This is a genomic window from Pantoea sp. paga (assembly GCF_007558755.1).
Classification (GTDB): Bacteria; Pseudomonadota; Gammaproteobacteria; order Enterobacterales; family Enterobacteriaceae; genus Pantoea; species Pantoea agglomerans.
The window spans coordinates 144,624-161,307 of the sequence record NZ_VLTF01000008.1 but is presented as its reverse complement, the minus strand read 5'-3'; the positions used below and the strand labels follow the sequence as shown (position 1 = coordinate 161,307).

At 58.0% G+C, this 16,684-nt stretch carries 13 protein-coding genes; 6 read left to right on the top strand and 7 right to left on the bottom strand.

The genetic code is table 11. The features are described 5' to 3' along the window. Positions 1 to 3 precede the first annotated feature (3 nt). From mdcC to mdcH, 6 genes are all read left to right on the top strand, one after another. Complete coding sequence (gene mdcC / locus FOV68_RS19055; protein ID WP_031592681.1) at positions 4 to 303, top strand: malonate decarboxylase acyl carrier protein; 300 nt, start codon at positions 4 to 6, stop codon at positions 301 to 303. Beyond that, positions 296 to 1,129, top strand: a complete 834-nt coding sequence (locus FOV68_RS19050) for a biotin-independent malonate decarboxylase subunit beta (protein ID WP_031592682.1) — start codon at positions 296 to 298, stop codon at positions 1,127 to 1,129. Before mdcC ends, FOV68_RS19050 begins: the two co-directional genes overlap by 8 nt. Then, positions 1,129 to 1,929: a biotin-independent malonate decarboxylase subunit gamma gene (gene mdcE, locus FOV68_RS19045; RefSeq protein ID WP_031592683.1), complete on the top strand. Its 801-nt coding sequence runs from the start codon at positions 1,129 to 1,131 to the stop codon at positions 1,927 to 1,929. Before FOV68_RS19050 ends, mdcE begins: the two co-directional genes overlap by 1 nt. Before the next feature lie 133 nt (positions 1,930 to 2,062). Next, positions 2,063 to 3,022, top strand: coding sequence for an AEC family transporter (locus tag FOV68_RS19040; RefSeq protein ID WP_010253228.1), 960 nt, complete (start codon positions 2,063 to 2,065; stop codon positions 3,020 to 3,022). A 1-nt stretch (position 3,023) separates the two neighbouring features. Further along, positions 3,024 to 3,644: a malonate decarboxylase holo-ACP synthase gene (locus FOV68_RS19035; protein ID WP_039387939.1), complete on the top strand. Its 621-nt coding sequence runs from the start codon at positions 3,024 to 3,026 to the stop codon at positions 3,642 to 3,644. Next, a complete protein-coding gene (gene mdcH, locus FOV68_RS19030) occupies positions 3,641 to 4,543 on the top strand; it encodes a malonate decarboxylase subunit epsilon (protein WP_039387941.1) in 903 nt (300 codons plus the stop codon). The genes FOV68_RS19035 and mdcH overlap by 4 nt, the downstream gene beginning before the upstream one ends. Here the strand turns inward: mdcH and FOV68_RS19025 are convergent. The 7 genes from FOV68_RS19025 to asd form a co-directional block, all read right to left on the bottom strand. After that, positions 4,524 to 5,459, bottom strand: a complete 936-nt coding sequence (locus FOV68_RS19025) for a LysR family transcriptional regulator (protein WP_033785688.1) — start codon at positions 5,457 to 5,459, stop codon at positions 4,524 to 4,526. The two genes, mdcH and FOV68_RS19025, sit on opposite strands and share 20 nt — an antisense overlap. Before the next feature lie 220 nt (positions 5,460 to 5,679). Beyond that, positions 5,680 to 8,127, bottom strand: coding sequence for a glycogen phosphorylase (glgP, locus tag FOV68_RS19020; RefSeq protein ID WP_010253240.1), 2,448 nt, complete (start codon positions 8,125 to 8,127; stop codon positions 5,680 to 5,682). Between the two features lie 19 nt (positions 8,128 to 8,146). Next, a complete protein-coding gene (gene glgA, locus FOV68_RS19015) occupies positions 8,147 to 9,580 on the bottom strand; it encodes a glycogen synthase GlgA (protein WP_010253243.1) in 1,434 nt (477 codons plus the stop codon). Between the two features lie 63 nt (positions 9,581 to 9,643). Next, on the bottom strand, positions 9,644 to 10,936 hold the full coding sequence (glgC, locus tag FOV68_RS19010; protein ID WP_010253246.1) for a glucose-1-phosphate adenylyltransferase: 1,293 nt from the start codon (positions 10,934 to 10,936) through the stop codon (positions 9,644 to 9,646). A gap of 10 nt (positions 10,937 to 10,946) precedes the next feature. After that, entirely contained in the window at positions 10,947 to 12,929 is a 1,983-nt protein-coding gene (gene glgX, locus FOV68_RS19005) for a glycogen debranching protein GlgX (RefSeq protein WP_143991355.1), read from the bottom strand. Further along, positions 12,926 to 15,109: a 1,4-alpha-glucan branching enzyme gene (gene glgB / locus FOV68_RS19000; protein WP_033780976.1), complete on the bottom strand. Its 2,184-nt coding sequence runs from the start codon at positions 15,107 to 15,109 to the stop codon at positions 12,926 to 12,928. The genes glgX and glgB overlap by 4 nt, the downstream gene beginning before the upstream one ends. Before the next feature lie 360 nt (positions 15,110 to 15,469). Continuing rightward, positions 15,470 to 16,579 carry an aspartate-semialdehyde dehydrogenase gene (asd, locus tag FOV68_RS18995; RefSeq protein ID WP_010671542.1) on the bottom strand — a complete coding sequence of 370 codons (1,110 nt, stop codon included), beginning with the start codon at positions 16,577 to 16,579 and terminating at the stop codon, positions 15,470 to 15,472. Positions 16,580 to 16,684 lie beyond the last annotated feature (105 nt).

Genomic DNA, 16,684 nt, shown 5'->3' with positions numbered 1-16,684 from the left:
ATTATGGAACACATCACATTATCTTTACCTGCTAACCGCGCACTCAGCGGTAAAGCTCTGGCAGGGGTCGTTGGTTCCGGTGATATGGAAGTGCTGTACACCGCAACTGAAGGACAAACGCTTAGCATTGATATCACCACCTCACTGGATAACAGCGACGCCCGCTGGAAGGCGCTGTTTGACCGCCTGAATTTAACCAACGGTCTGCCTGCCGGAAAGCTGATTATTCACGATTTCGGCGCGACACCCGGCGTGGCGCGTATCCGTATTGAACAGGTTTTTGAGGAGGTGAGCCATGCGTAACGATGCCAGTTTTATTGAATTACGCGCCCGTGAGCGCGCCCGTGCACTGCTGGACGACGGCAGCTATCGCGAACTGCTGGATCCTTTCGAAGGCATCATGTCGCCGTGGCTGGCCCCGCAGGGTGTGGTGCCGCAGTCAGATGACGGCATGGTGGTGGCGCGCGGCACGCTGAACGGTCAGCCTGCGGTCGTTATCGCCATTGAAGGCACCTTCCAGGGTGGCAGCATGGGCGAAGTCTCCGGTGCCAAAATGGCGGCGGCGCTGGAACTGGCAGCCGAAGACAACCGCAACGGAATACCCACTCAGGCGGTGCTCTGCCTGGAAACCGGCGGCGTGCGTTTACAGGAAGCAAATCTGGGGCTGGCGGCGATTGCCGATATTCATGCCGCAATTGTCGACCTGCGTCGCTATACCCCGGTTATCGGCATTATTGCCGGTACCGTCGGCTGCTTTGGCGGGATGTCCATCGCCGCTGCGCTGTGCAGCTACCTGATTGTGACGCGTGAAGCGCGCCTGGGGCTGAACGGTCCGCAGGTGATTGAACAGGAAGCGGGCATTGAAGAGTATGACTCGCGCGATCGCCCGTTTATCTGGAGCATGACCGGCGGTGAAATCCGCTACGCCAGCGGCCTGGTCGATGCGCTGGTCGGTGATGGCGTCAATGCGGTTAAAAGTGCGATGAATGACTGCATCGCCAAAGGCGTTCCGGCGCAGCACCGCAGCGATAAATATGCCGATTTCCTGCCACGTCTGACACAGTTCGACACCCGTCAGCAGGCGGACACGGCGCAGATTAAACAGCTTTTCGCCCGGGAGGATAAATAATGACCCAGACAAACAGCCGCGGTGCAACCTGGCTGGAAAAACTTGCACCTGATGCGCAGCGCCTCAGCGGCCTGTGCGCCTCTGTCCAGGTGGCGGACGGCCAGCTCAATGGCGAAAGCGTGCGCTTTATCGCCGTGGTGCCCGATGCACAAAACCACTATCCGCGTGCCGCGCGGGGCGAAGTCGGTCTGCTGGAAGGCTGGACGCTGGCGAAAGTGGTGAATGAAACGCTGGAAGAGGACAAGAACAGCGACGTGAAACGCCCGATTGTGGCGGTGATCGACGTACCGAGTCAGGCCTATGGCCGTCGCGAAGAGGCGTTCGGTATTCATCAGGCGCTGGCCGGGGCTGCGGGCGCTTATGCCAAAGCACGCCTTGCGGGTCATCCGGTAATTGGGCTGATTGTTGGCAAAGCGATGTCTGGTGCCTTCCTGGCGCACGGTTATCAGGCCAACCGCCTGATTGCGCTCAACGATCAGGGTGTGCTGGTGCACGCGATGGGTAAAGAGTCCGCCGCGCGTATCACGCTGCGTTCCGTGGAAGCGCTGGAGAAACTGGCGGCGACCATTCCGCCGATGGCCTATGACGTCAGCAACTTCCATACGCTGGGTCTGCTCTCCGATCTGCTGAACGTGGCCAATCCTGATGCACCTTCTGACGCCGATGTGGCGATGGTCGAGATCGCCTTGCAGAAAGCCATTAGCGATGCGCGCCAGGATCCGAGCCTGAAAAACCGGCTGGGCGCATCCAATCGCCACAGCTCCTCCCTGGTTCGCGAGCGGATGCGCGCAACCTGGTAATTAAATAAAAAAATAAACCTGCCGAAACCGGTCTGACGGGGCGCATTGCTAAGTGCGCCCCGGGGCAGTGGCCGTGTTCAGAATTATAAACATCGCTGTTAACAGAAAATTCTTTCTTAAATACAGGTGATTTATGATTTATATAATTGTTCATGCCCTTGCTCCAATTTTTGTCATCATGCTGCTGGGCTTCTGGGCCGGTAAGGCCGGAATGGTCAACAACAAAGACGTCTCTCTGCTGAATATTTTCGTCATGGATTTTGCGCTGCCCGCCGCGCTGTTCAGTGCCACGGTACAAACGCCCTGGCCGGGCATCGTGGCGCAATGGCCGCTGATTGTGGTTATTACCGGCGCAATGTGGATTACCTATGGAGCTGTCTATTTCGCGGCCACAAAAGTTTTCAAAAAGTCACCGCAGGATGCGGCTGTGTTAACACTGACGGTGGCGCTGCCAAATTACGCCGCGCTGGGCCTGCCCATTCTGGCCAGCGTGCTGGGTGAAAATGGTGCCACCTCGCTCTCGGTAGCGGTCTCCATCGCCTGTGGTTCAGTGCTGCTTACACCGCTTTGCCTGCTGATTCTGGAACGTGAAAAAGCGTTTGCCGATGGCACCGAACACGGTTCAACCCTGACCATGCTGCCAATTCTGATGTGGCGTTCAGTGAAAAAACCGATCGTACTGGGGCCGTTGATTGGCGTGGTGTTATCAGCGCTGGGCGTTAAAATGCCTGATCTGGTGCTGGCCGCCATTAAACCGCTGGGCCTGGCTGCTACCGCCGCTGCACTCTTCCTGACCGGTGTCATCCTGTCGGCACGCAAACTGAAACTCAACGCGGTGGTGGGCGTCGGCACGGTAACTAAGCTGCTGATTCAGCCCTTTATCGCCTGGGGTCTGGTGCTGGCGCTGGGTCTCAGCGGTCCGGTGGCAATTACCGCCATTCTGATGATTGCGCTCTCCGCCGGTTTCTTCGGAGTGGTGTTTGGCAACCGCTTTGGCGTGCAGTCGCCGGATGCAGAGGCTGTGCTGCTGCTCAGCTCCATTCTCTGTATTTTGTCATTACCACTGTTCATTACGCTGACATCAGGAATGTAATATGAGCTCTGTTCCGCGTCCCCACGATCTGGTCTGGCTGCGAGACGGCAACGCCTTAGCCGCCATCAGTGAGAGCTGGGTCAGTCAGTTCTGGCATCCGGGCCTTCCGGTCGTGGTGCGGCGCGACAGGAGCGAAACCGGGCTGATACCGGTGGGTGTGCGCGGCGAGCGCCGCGAACAGCGCGCCGCCGGATGGGTCAATGCAGCGGATATCGTTCGCGTTGTCACGCCGGAGATGCTGGCGGCGCGTGCACAGTTGCTTGCCTCGCCGTTTACCGCTTATGCGCCGGTCGGCGCGGCGATTGCCCTCAGTGAGCACGACTGGCCGTGGCGCTGGGGTATTACCGGCAGTACCGGTTACGCACTGGCAACACAGCAACCCACGCTGCATGCCGCCAGCGATCTTGATTTAGTTATTCGCGCGCCAGAGCCGCTGACGCGCGATGTGCTGCAACGCTGGCAGGCGCAAACCGATACGCTGGCCTGCCGGGTCGATACGCAGGTAGAAACGCCGTCCGGCGCGTTTGCCCTCAGCGAATGGCTGCGTGAAGGCCGCGCGCTGGTTAAAACCGTCACCGGACCGATACTGACCGCTTCACCCTGGAGCAGGGAGCTACAATGAAAATACTCTTTACCTTTCCCGGCCAGGGCACTCAGCGTGCCGGGATGTTACAGCACCTGCCCGACGGCGACGCCCTGTTAAACAGCGTGCGTGCAGTACTGGGCGACGAGACTGACCAGCTCGACAGTGCCGATGCACTACGCCACACGCGCGCCGTACAGCTCAGTCTGCTGATTTGCGGTGTCGCCTGGGCGCGGGAGCTGATCCGTAGTGGGGTGAAACCCGATATCGTCAGCGGTCTGTCGATTGGTGCGTTTCCTGCTGCGGTGATTTCCGGCGCGCTGGATTTCAGTGATGCTCTGCGGCTGGTGGCGCTGCGCGGCGATCTGATGGAGCAGGCTTATCCGGAGGGATATGGCCTGACTGCCATCACCGGCCTGACGCTGAGTCGTCTGGAGAAACTGATGCCCGGCAGCAACACCTATATCGCCAACCTGAATGCGGAAACGCAGATTGTGATTGCTGGCCGCGATGAGGATATGGCGGTAGTCGCGCAGAAAGCGCTGGATGCCGGTGCCAGCAAAGCGATTAAACTCGCGGTGAGCGTGCCGTCGCACTGCGCGCTGCTGGATAAGCCCGCCGCAGAACTGGCGCGCGCGTTCGGGTCCGTCAGCCTTTCCCGCCCCCATTGCGCTTACCTCAGCGGTTCAACCGGACGCGTGATTTGGGAGCCGGAGAAGATTGCCGACGATCTTGCCTTTAATATGGCGCGTACGGTGCAGTGGAATGATGCGATGGTTTCAGCCAATCAGCGCGATGCCCGACTGGCGATTGAGATGCCGCCTGGCAATGTGCTGACAGGCCTGACGCTTCAGGCGGGCTGGCAGGGCGATGCGATTTGTCTGGAGCGCAACAGCGTTGAGGTTGCACTCCATCTGGTTAAACGGCTGAGTCAGTAAGGCTGCGGGCGTACATCCGCCCTTCTGCCGCCAGTGCCAGCAGGTCATTATCCCGTTCGCGGCGATGTGAGTAGACAATCGAGATCTGCTGACGCATCTGGTAAGGCTCAGCGAGCGTCAGCAGCTGAATGTTGTTTTCATACACCTTCTTCATCCGTCCCGGGATCAGTGCCAGGCCAACGCCCGCCTGCACCAGGCTTATCATCGAGAAGATGTCATTCACCTGGGTGACCATGCGCGGTTCAAATCCGGCTATCTGAAACGCCTCCTGCGAACCGGCATAGGTGGCAAACCCTTCAGCCAGCGAGACAAAATCACGGTCGGCATAATCACGCAGATCCACCGGACCGGCTCCGTCCCGCGTCTCCCCGGCCGGTGTGGCCAGAAAGATCCTGTCTTCAAACAGCGGAATCACATCAAAATGTGCGTCGCTGAGTTCGCCGTCATCGGTGGCGATCAGAATCGCATCCAGCGCGTCATCTTCCAGCATATTCAGCAGCATTTGATTGGAACCCATGGTCAGATCGAGCTCCAGCGTCGGCCGACGCAGCTTCATGCCCATGATCAGCCGGGGAATGGTCTCCAGCGTCAGGGAGTAGAGCGTGCCAAGTCGCAGACGCCCCCCGCCGATGCCTGCGACTTTGCGCGCCTCTTCAATGCCTTTTCCCATCAGGGTGGTCACATCGCGACAATAGTCCAGCAGTGTCCAGGCAGCAGGCAGCGGCACCAGGTTGCGGCCCTTGTGGATAAACAGCGGGCAGTCGATGCCCTCTTCCAGCGTATGCAGTGCGCGATGCACGCTGACGCTGCTCAGCTCCAGCGCTTCCGCCGTGCGGGCGATATTGCCCTTGCTCATAAACATCATGAAGACGCTGAGTTTACGGAAGGTAATTTCCTGGTTGATGTTGTCACTCATTGCTGCTGTTGCCTGTAGGGTCATTTTGCTTTCCCGCATAGTAGCGATTCTCAGCCAGGGTGTAATGATCTGGCTCGCACAAGAGGCACTTACGGACGCAGAGGCGATAAGAGGCTGAACCTGCTGAAGAGGTGCAGGATGGGCGGTGAGCAAAGAGAACACAGGAGAGTGCGGCCGATCCCTCGGCCGCAAAAAAGTCAGAAACCTTACTGCCCGCGCCTTACAACCTTACTGGCGAGATATTCCAGATCTCATCAGCGTACTCCTGAATCGTACGGTCCGACGAGAAGTAGCCCATTCCGGCGATGTTTTTAGCCGCGCGGCGTTGCCACTCATCCGGTTTACGGTAGAGCGCATCCACCTTATCCTGGGTATCCACATAGCTGCGATAATCCGCCAGCAACTGGTAGTGATCGCCGAAGTTGACCAGTGAATCAAACAGATTGCGGTAGCGGCCCGGATCCTGCGGACTGAACAGACCGGAAGCAATCTGAGTCAGCACCTGATGCAGCTCTTCATCCTTTTCGTAATAGTCACGCGGGTTATAGCCCCCTTTACGCAGGGCTTCGACCTGTGGCGTGGTATTACCGAAAATGAAGATGTTCTCTTCACCGACGTGATCCAGCATTTCAACGTTGGCCCCATCCAGCGTACCGATGGTCAGCGCGCCATTCAGCGCAAACTTCATATTACTGGTGCCAGACGCTTCCGTCCCTGCGGTAGAGATCTGCTCAGAAAGATCGGCCGCCGGAATAATGATCTGCGCCAGGCTCACGCTGTAGTTCGGGATGAAGACCACCTTCAGTTTGTTCTTCACCTGCGGATCGTTGTTGATCACATTGGCGACATCGTTGATCAGATGAATGATGTGCTTGGCAACGTAGTAAGCCGATGCCGCTTTACCGGCAAAGATATTGACGCGTGGCACCCAATCCGCCTGCGGATCGGCCTTGATACGGTTGTATCGGGTGATCACATGCAGCACGTTGAGCAACTGGCGTTTGTACTCGTGAATACGCTTGATCTGCACATCAAACAGCGCGTTCGGGTCGAGCACCACGTCCAGATTCTTCGCCACCCAGTCGGCCAGCCGACGCTTGTTCTGATACTTAGCGACCGCCACTTTTTCAATAAACGCCGGATAGTCGATCTGCGCCTTAAGCTCGCCCAGCTGGCTGAGATCGGTACGCCAGTTGCGGCCAATCTCCTCATCCAGCACCTCTGACAGCGCCGGGTTCGCCAGCGCCAGCCAGCGACGCGGCGTAACGCCATTGGTTTTGTTACAGAAGCGGCCAGGGAACAGGCGGGAGAAATCGGCAAACAGCGACTGTACCATCAGGTTGGAGTGCAGCTCCGAAACGCCGTTTACTTTGTGGCTGACCACCACCGCCAGCCAGCCCATGCGTATCCGGCGGCCATCGTTTTCGTCGATGATCGAAATGCGCGACAGCAGATCCAGGTCATCGGGATAGTGATCCTGAATGGTCTTAAGGAAGAAGTCGTTAATTTCAAAAATAATGCTGAGGTGACGCGGCAGGATCTTGCCGATCATATCGACCGGCCAGGTTTCCAGCGCTTCGGTCATCAGCGTATGGTTGGTGTAGGAGAAGACCTGACAGCAGACGTCAAAAGCGTTGTCCCAGCTGAATTTATGATCGTCGATCAGCAGGCGCATCAGTTCGGGGATCGCCAGCACCGGATGGGTATCATTCAGGTGAATAGCGATTTTATCCGCCAGGTTGTCCCAGGTCTGATGCATCCGCCAGTGACGATTAAGAATGTCCTGCACCGTCGCGGAGACCAGGAAATATTCCTGACGCAGACGCAGTTCGCGGCCTGAGTAGGTCGAGTCATCCGGATAGAGCACGCGCGACACGTTCTCAGAGTGGTTTTTATCTTCCACCGCCGCAAAGTAGTCGCCCTGGTTGAACTTGCCGAGGTTAATTTCGTTGCTCGCCTGCGCGCCCCACAGCCGCAAGGTGTTGGTGGCGTCGGTGTCAAAGCCCGGAATGATCTGGTCATAGGCCATCGCCAGGATCTCTTCGGTCTCCAGCCAGCGCACTTTCGCGCCTTCGTGCTGGACGCGGCCACCAAAGCGCACTTTGTAACGAGTATTGAAACGCTGGAATTCCCACGGATTACCATATTCAAGCCAGTAATCCGGCGACTCTTTCTGCTCACCTTCCACAATGTTCTGTTTGAACATGCCGTAGTCATACCGGATGCCATAGCCACGGCCCGGCATGCCCAGCGTTGCCAGCGAGTCGAGGAAACAGGCCGCCAGGCGACCCAGACCGCCGTTGCCCAGCCCCGGATCGTTCTCCTCTTCCATCAGCTCGGCCAGATCCAAGCCCATCTCATCCAGCGCCTGGTTGAGATCGTCATAAATCCCCATCGCTAGCAGCGCATTGCCCAGCGTGCGGCCCATCAGAAACTCCATCGACAGGTAATAGACCTGCCGGACATCCTGCGACAGCTGAGCACGGCTGGAACGCAGCCAGCGCTCCACCATCCGGTCGCGCACCGCCAGCAGCGAGGCGTTAAGCCACTCATGCTTATTGGCGATAGAGGGATCTTTGCCGATGGTAAACATCAATTTATAGGCAATCGAATGCTTTAAGGCATCAACCGTCAACGTTGGTGAGGCGTAAGTGAAAGGTGCATTCATATCCAGTTTTCCCAATCCGTTACATCAAACGTTGGTAGAGATCACGGTAGGCTTGTGCTGCCACCTGCCAGCTAAAGTCCATCGCCATTGCCTGGCGCTGAACATAGCGCCAGAGCGAAGGACGGGACCACAACACAAACGCGCGCCGGATGGCTCGAAGTAGTGACCAGGCGTTGGCATCTTCAAAACTGAATCCACTGGCGATGCCGTCGGCCAGATTCTCCAGTGAGCTGTCATTCACGGTATCGGCCAGCCCGCCGGTGCGGCGCACTAATGGCAACGTACCATACTTGAGGCCATAAAGTTGTGTCAGACCGCAGGGCTCAAAGCGACTCGGCACCACAATCACGTCTGCGCCACCGACAATACGGTGTGAGAACGCTTCGTGATAGCCGATCTGCACGCCGACGCTGCCCGGATGCTCTGCCGCCGCCGCCAGGAAGCCCTGCTGCAGTTCAGCATCGCCCTGGCCCAGCAGCACCAGTTGACCGCCCTGCGCCAGCAAGCCGGGCAGCGCCTCCAGCACCAGGTCCAGCCCTTTCTGTTTGGTCAGACGGCTGATCACGCAGAACACCGGCGCTTTATCATCCACCTTCAGTCCCATCGCCACCTGCAGCTGACGTTTGTTCTCCGCTTTCGCTTCCAGCGTGTCGCGGTTATAACGCGCGCTGAGCAACAGATCGTGCGCCGGATCCCAGATAGAGGGATCAACGCCGTTAAGAATCCCGCTGAGACGCCCTTCACGCATCCGCTGTGCCAGCAGGGTTTCCATGCCGTAAGCATATTCGGCAGAAGTAATTTCATGGGCGTAAGTCGGACTGACCGCCGTGATATGGTCGGCGTAAAAGAGTCCCGCTTTCAGGAAGGAGATCTGACCGAAGAACTCCAGCCCATGCATGTTAAAGAACGACCATGGCAGGCCAATCTCTTCCATGTGGTGCGCCATGAACAGCCCCTGATACGCCAGGTTGTGCACGGTGAAGACCGATTTAGCCGGACGACCACGCGCTTCCAGATAGGCGCAGGTCAGGCCTGCGTGCCAGTCATGGGCATGCACAATATCGGGACGCCACATCGCGTCCATGCCGCACGCCAGTTCACAGCCAACCCAGCCCAGCAGCGCAAAGCGCAGATAGTTGTCGACATACGCAAACTGCGATTCGTCATGGTAGGGACTACCCGGACGATCGTAGAGGCCGGGGGCATCAATTAAGTAGATGCCCACACCGTTAAATTCACCAAATAGCAGACGTACATGACCGGCAAATGTTTCTCGCTCTGTCACGACCTGGAGATCAGGTATGCCTTTGCGCAATGCGGGAAAAGCGGGCAGTAGTACCCGCGTATCCGTGCCGCCCGCTATTTGTGCCTGAGGTAATGCCCCGACGACATCAGCCAGTCCGCCCGTTTTTAGCAGCGGGAAAAGTTCCGAACAGACATGTAAAACCTGCATCCTCGACCTCATTAAGTTATCCGGCACGCTCCGCGTGCCGATTGCGTAAGTTTCGCTTATCGCTTACAGCCCCGCTTTGGCCAGTCTGGCCAGCATGGCGCGGGTTACCAGTACGATGCCTTCATCCGAACGGTGAAACCGGCGACTGTCTTCATCCGGGTTTTCGCCAATAACCATGCCTTCGGGTAACTCGCAGGCGCGATCAATGACGCAGCGACGCAGACGACACGATCGGCCCACTACCACATCAGGCAGCAGTACAGTTGAATCAATATTGCAAAAAGAGTTAACGCGTACCCGCGGGAACAGCACCGAATTAACCACCACCGACCCGGAGATGATGCAGCCCCCCGAGACCAGCGAGTTCATGGTCATCCCGTGACTGCCGGAACGATCCTGAACAAATTTGGCCGGCGGCAGCGGCTCCATGTGGGTACGAATCGGCCAGGTGACGTCATACATATCGAGTTCAGGCATCACCGATGCCAGGTCGAGATTGGCGCGCCAGTAGGCTTCCAGCGTCCCGACATCGCGCCAGTAAGGCGGCGCATTGTCGTCGTTCTGTACGCAGGAGAGCGCAAAGGAGTGCGCATAGCCTTCGCCGCTTGCCACGATTTTCGGCAGGATATCTTTGCCGAAGTCATGGTTAGAGCCTGGCGTCTGCAGATCTTCTTCCAGCAGCTCATAGAGATAGTCTGCGTTGAAAACGTAGATCCCCATGCTGGCGAGCGCCTGGGTATCATCACCCGGCATGGTGGGCGGTTTCGCGGGTTTCTCCACGAAGTCGATCACCATGTTCTCTTCGTCCACCGCCATCACGCCAAACGCAGTGGCTTCATGCACCGGCACCGGTAAACAGGCGATGGTACATTTCGCCTCGTTGACCACGTGATCCAGCAGCATGCGTGAATAATCCATCTTATAAATGTGGTCCCCGGCAAGGATCACGATGTACTGCGCCTGATAGCGGCGAATCACATCAAGGTTTTGCGTCACGGCATCGGCCGTCCCGCGATACCACTGTTCGGTCGAAAATCGCTGCTGCGCTGGCAGCAAATCGACAAACTCATTCATCTCTTCATTGAAGATCGACCAGCCACGCTGGATATGCTGAGTCAGGGTATGGGACTGATACTGAGTAATCACGCCAATCCGTCGGATACCGGAGTTGACGCAGTTGGAGAGGGCAAAGTCGATAATGCGGAACTTGCCGCCGAAATGCACCGCCGGTTTGGCACGTTTGGCCGTTAAATCGACCAGGCGCGTGCCGCGTCCGCCAGCGAGGATCAGAGCAACCGTCTGTGTAGGGAGCTGGCGGGCCAGCATCAGGTGATCTGTTCTATCTAACTTAACCATGTCTGACTCCTTATGATTGCTTTTGGAACACGCACACACCGTGTGCGGGACCATGCCAGACAGTTAGCAGGATGGGGTTGTCGTCCCCGGCGAAAGGAGGAAGGGCGCGCCATTCTCCGTCTGGTAACACGATGTCATTCACCGTATCCGTGGCGTTTATTGTTATTAACCAGCGGCCGGACAGCAGGATCTGCAATCTGTGCATCCCCTGTGCCCATTCATCGTGTTGCAGTGGCTGGCCACCAGCATTGAGCCACTGCACATTGCCGTCACCGTCCTGCCACCAGCGATCTGCGGTCAGCGCCGGAATGCGCTGGCGCAGCTCGATCAGTGCAGCGGTAAATCCGACTAATCCCTTCTCATCCGCCTGCCAGTCAAGCCAGCTCAGGGCGTTGTCCTGACAGTAAGCGTTGTTATTGCCACGCTGGGTGTGGCCGCGCTCATCGCCTGCCAGCAGCATCGGCGTACCCTGTGACAGCAGCAGCGTCGTCAGCAGTGCCCGCACGCTGCGACGGCGTCGTTCAATCACGTCGAAGCTGACGTTCAGCCCCTCTTTGCCGTGGTTGTGGCTGTAGTTATTGCCGTGACCATCACGGTTATCTTCCCCGTTCGCTTCGTTGTGTTTCCGTTCGAAGCTCACCACATCCCACAGCGTAAAGCCGTCATGGGCGGTGATCAGGTTAACCGTGGCGTGTGGCGGCCGGTCATTATGCTGGTAGAGATCGCTGGAGGCGGCAAAGCGGCGGACGAACTCGCCGTTGCTTATGTCGCCGTGCAGCCAGTAACGACGCGCGGTGTCGCGAAACTGATCGTTCCATTCAGCAAACGGCGGCGGAAAACGGCCAACCTGATAGCCGTCAGGGCCGATATCCCAGGGTTCAGCAATCAGCTTGACCTGAGAGAGCAGCGGACAGGCGCGTATGGCCTCAAAAAATGGCGCATCACGCTGGTAATCCGGTGTGCGGCCCAGCACCGGCGCGAGGTCAAAGCGGAAGCCGTCGACGTGGCAGACCCGCACCCAGTAGCGCAGCGCCTCTAAAGCCCACGTCATCACCTGCGGATGATGAATATTCAGCGTGTTGCCGCAGCCGGTCCAGTTCTGATAATCGCCCTGCTCATCGAGCCAGTAGTAGCTGGCGTTGTCGATGCCGCGCATGGAGATCGTCGGGCCAATCTCATCGAGTTCAGCGGTGTGGTTGAACACCACATCCAGCAGCACTTCGATACCCGCGGCGTGCAGGTTTTTGACCGCCTGCTGAAACTCCTGCAACGGCGTCACGTCCGGCTGGCCGGAGGCGTAACGGGGATCCACCGCCCAGAGCGCAAAGGGGTTATAGCCCCAGTAGTTGCTGAGGCCGAGCTGCAGCAGTCGCGGCTCACTGGCGAAGTGCGCCACCGGCAGCAGCTCAAGGGTGGTAATCCCCAGATTGCGCAGGTAATTCACCATAACAGGATGACCAAGCGCCGCGTAAGTCCCGCGCAGCGTTTCCGGAATTTCCGGATGCTGCTGCGTCAGGCCGCGCACGTGGGCTTCGTAAATCACCGTGTTACCCCACGGGGTGCGCGGGGCGACATCGCCCTGCCAGTCAAAATCCTCCGCGACTACCCGTGACTTCGGCGCAATCGCCGCGTTGTCATGCGGATCGGGCTGCGCCTCGCCGCCATGAAACAGCGGGTCATCCGGTACATCGCCCTCAACTGCGCGGGCGCAGGGGTCAACCAGCAGCTTCGCCGGATTAAAACGGTGTCCCTGCTGCGGCGCCCAGGGACCATGCACCCGGTAGCCGTAGCGCTGTCCCGGTTTTAACGCCGGAACATAACCGTGCCAGATATCCCCGCTGCGGCCAGGCAGGTCAAGACGCTGTTCAGCGCCCTGCTCATCAAACAGGCAGAGCTCTACGCGCCCGGCATGCTGTGAGAACAGAGTGAAGTTAACGCCTTTGCCATCGTAACTGGCACCCAGCGGTTCAGGATCTCCGGCAGTGATGGTCATTCAGCCTCCCGCACCAGCCATACCGTTGCCAGCGGCGGCAGATTGAGGCTCAGCGACTGCGGTCGCCCGTGGCTCTCCTGCTCATCGGTATGCACCCGATGATTGCGCACGTCGCTGCCGTGATACTCATGCTGATCGGTATTCAGCACTTCACGCCAGTAGCCAGGCTGGTTAACGCCAAAGCGATAGCCCGGACGCGGCACCGGCGTAAAGTTACTGACGACGATCACTTCGTTGCCTTCACGGTCACGACGGACAAAGGCGAAGACGGAGTGCTCCGCATCATTTACCACCAGCCACTCGAAACCTGCCGGATCGAAGTCGAGCTGATGCAGCGGCGTGTAGTACTGATAGGTGTGGTTGAGATCGCGCACCAGACGGTGAACGCCGTGGTGCCAGTTGTCGTCCCCTTCCAGCAGATGCCAGTCGAGGCTGACGTCGTGGTTCCACTCGCGACCCTGGGCAAATTCGTTGCCCATAAACAGCAGTTTCTTGCCGGGGAAGCCCCACATCCAGCCGTAGTAAGCACGCAGGTTGGCGAACTTCTGCCAGGCATCGCCCGGCATACGATCGAGAATCGAGCGCTTACCGTGCACCACTTCGTCATGCGACAGCGGCAGCACAAAGTTTTCGGTGTAGTTGTACATCATGCCGAAGCTCATCAGGTCGTGATGGTGCTTGCGGTAGATGGGATCGACCTTCATGTAGTCGAGGGTGTCGTGCATCCAGCCCAGATTCCATTTGAACCAGAAGCCCAGCCCGCCGTCTTCGGTGGGACGCGTCACGCCAGGGTAGTCCGTTGACTCTTCGGCCATGGTCACCGAACCGGATGCCACGGTGCCGAGCGTACGGTTGGTGTGACGCAGAAACTCAATCGCTTCCAGGTTCTCACGGCCGCCGTACTGATTCGGCACCCATTCCCCTTCGCTGCGGCTGTAGTCGCGGTAGATCATCGACGCCACCGCATCCACACGCAGGCCATCAATGCCAAAGCGCTCCGTCCAGTAGAGCGCGTTGCCCGACAGGTAGTTGCTCACTTCCCGGCGACCAAAGTTGTAGATCAGGGTATTCCAGTCCTGGTGAAAGCCTTCACGCGGGTCGCTGTGCTCATAGAGCTCGGTGCCGTCGTACCTTGCCAGACCGAAATCGTCGCTGGGGAAGTGGCCCGGCACCCAGTCGAGCAGCACGTTGAGGCCCGCCTCATGGGCGGCGTCAATGAAGGCGCGGAACTCGTCACGGGTACCAAAACGGCGGGTTGGCGCATACATGCCCAGCGGCTGATAGCCCCAGCTGCCATCAAACGGATGTTCGTTGATCGGCAGCAGTTCGATATGGGTAAAGCCCATCTCTTTGACGTAGGGCACCAGCTGTTCAGCCAGCTCTTTGTAGCTCAGCCAGAAGTTGTTGTCGGTGTGACGACGCCAGGAGCCCAGATGCACTTCATAGATGGAGATCGGCGCGTCAAAGGCGTTGGCAGCCTTGCGCTCCGCTTTCATCTCAACCGGCTCTGGCAGACCACAGATCATCGACGCAGTTTGCGGACGCATCTGCGCTTCAAACGCGTACGGGTCCGCTTTGATGCGCAGTTCGCCATTGGCGTCGATGATTTCATACTTGTAGAGCTGGCCGTTGACCGCGCCCGGTACAAACAGCTCCCAGATGCCCAGCTCCTGACGCAGACGCATCGGATGACGGCGGCCATCCCAGAAGTTGAAATCGCCAACCACTGAAACGCGACGGGCGTTGGGTGCCCAGACGCAGAAGCGGGTACCGAAGACACCATCGATGACGTCACCGTGCGCACCCAGCGTCTCATAAGGGCGCAGGTGCGTCCCTTCTGCCAGCAGCCACAGGTCCATCTCCTGCAGCAGCGGGCCAAAGCGATAGGCATCGTCTATCAGGTTCTGCTGGCCGTGCCAGTTCACCGCCAGCTGATAGCGGAACGGGTTTTTGCGGCGTGGAATGACGCCACTGAAGAAGCCGCGTGCATCTTCACACACCAGCTGAGCCAGTTTGCGCCCGGTGGAGGTTTCAATGACCCACACTTCAAGCGCTTCGGGGAGCAATGCCCTGACTTCAAGGCCTTGCTGAGTTCGGTGCATCCCTAGTAACGAAAAAGGGTCGGCATAATTACCCGCAAACAGGGCATTGATCGCATCGCGATCGGGAAGCTCTGACATGACTTTCTTCCTGTGATAATTGGCAGCCGAAATGAACGCGACACAGCCTGTCGCGGTTCACCTGCGCTGCTCTTCATTGAGCCATACGTACAACGACAAAGAAGTCAGGCCATTCCGTGGGAAAAGTGTTTTTGCCGTGTACCACAACCATTTAATCCGGAAAGCACAAGAGTTACCTGTGGCACATCATGGTTAAATCATAGCTTGGTCACGGCACTTGCTATGGACTAAAGCAAAATAATCTTTACCGACCGGCAAAAAAGGGAAGTTGATCACTGAGTAAGCGAAACGGCAGATTGTTTCGTGTACGACAAAAACAAAAAAGGCCGGATAAATCCGGCCTTTGGCGATGTTTTCTGTTTAGCTGGTTAACAACCGCAGCATGCGACGTAGCGGTTCGGCTGCGCCCCATAACAGCTGGTCGCCCACTGTGAAGGCAGAGAGATATTCTGGCCCCATATTCAGTTTACGCAACCGGCCAACCGGCGTGGTCAGCGTACCGGTAACAGCGGCGGGCGTCAGTTCACGCATCGTCAGTTCGCGGTCATTCGGCACCACTTTGACCCACTCATTGTGAGAGGCCAGCAGCTGCTCAATTTCAGCCAGCGGCAGGTCGCGTTTCAGCTTCAGCGTAAAGGCCTGGCTGTGGCAGCGCAGTGCCCCGACGCGCACGCACAATCCATCAACGGGGATGACGTTACGGGTGGCGAGGATCTTGTTGGTTTCCGCCTGGCCTTTCCACTCTTCGCGGCTCTGACCGTTTTCCAGCTGTTTGTCGATCCACGGGATCAGGCTGCCCGCTAGCGGCACGCCGAAGTTATCGGTCGGCAGGGTGCCGGAACGGGTGAAGTCGGTCACGCTACGCTCGATGTCGAGGATGGCGGAGGCCGGGTTCTGCAGCGCAGGCGCAACGTGATCGTGCAGCATGCCCATCTGGGTCAGCAGTTCACGCATGTGGCGCGCGCCGCCGCCAGAGGCCGCCTGATAGGTGGCAACCGAAGCCCACTCCACCAGGTCCTGAGCAAACAGGCCGCCCAGCGACATCAGCATCAGGCTGACGGTACAGTTACCGCCGACAAAGGTTTTGATCCCACTGTCGATACCCTGGCGAATCACCGCATGGTTGACCGGATCGAGGATGATGATGGCATCATCTTTCATGCGCAGCGTGGAGGCCGCATCAATCCAGTATCCCTGCCAGCCGCTGGCGCGCAGCTTTGGATAAACGTCACTGGTGTAGTCGCCGCCCTGGCAGGTAATAATGATATCCAGCGCCCGCAGCGCCTCAATATCAAACGCATCCTGCAGTGTGCCCTGCTGTTTGCCCGCAAATGCGGGTGCCGCCTGACCATGCTGCGACGTCGAGAAGAAGACCGGATTGATTGCATCAAAATCACGCTCTTCACTCATGCGGGACATCAGCACGGAGCCGACCATACCGCGCCAACCAACAAAACCTACATTCTTCATGTCGTGTCCGTCTAAGGCAGTTACACCTGCTTTTCATTTCAGAGGAGAGAGCGGCGTGCTATTTTCACGCCGCTCTGCGTAATAATAAGATTTACCTGTGTCCCT